The sequence below is a fragment of the Frigoribacterium sp. AC759 genome (genome assembly GCF_979256015.1).
Genome location: NZ_CEEDMT010000156.1, coordinates 1 through 245 on the forward strand (window position 1 = coordinate 1; position 245 = coordinate 245).

Sequence of the window (245 nt, forward strand, 5' to 3'; positions counted from 1 at the left end):
GTGCTGCGCGTCGGTGTAGATCAGCTGCGCCGTCGACAGCTCGACGATCTCGCCCTGCAGCAGCACGGCGATCCGGTCGCTGATCTCGAGCAGCAGCGGCAGGTCGTGCGTGATGAAGATGACGGCGAAGTCGAGCTCGGCGCGCAGGCGGACGATCTCGCGCAGGATGTCGCGCTGCACGACCACGTCGAGCGCCGTGGTGGGTGCGTCCATGATCCTGATCTGCGGCTCGAGCAGCATGGCCA

General features: G+C 66.9%; 1 pseudogene. It reads right to left on the reverse strand.

Annotated elements, in window-relative coordinates:
* A pseudogene (locus tag ACZ6JE_RS15475) lies at nt 1-245 on the reverse strand (ABC transporter ATP-binding protein); the annotation flags it as partial.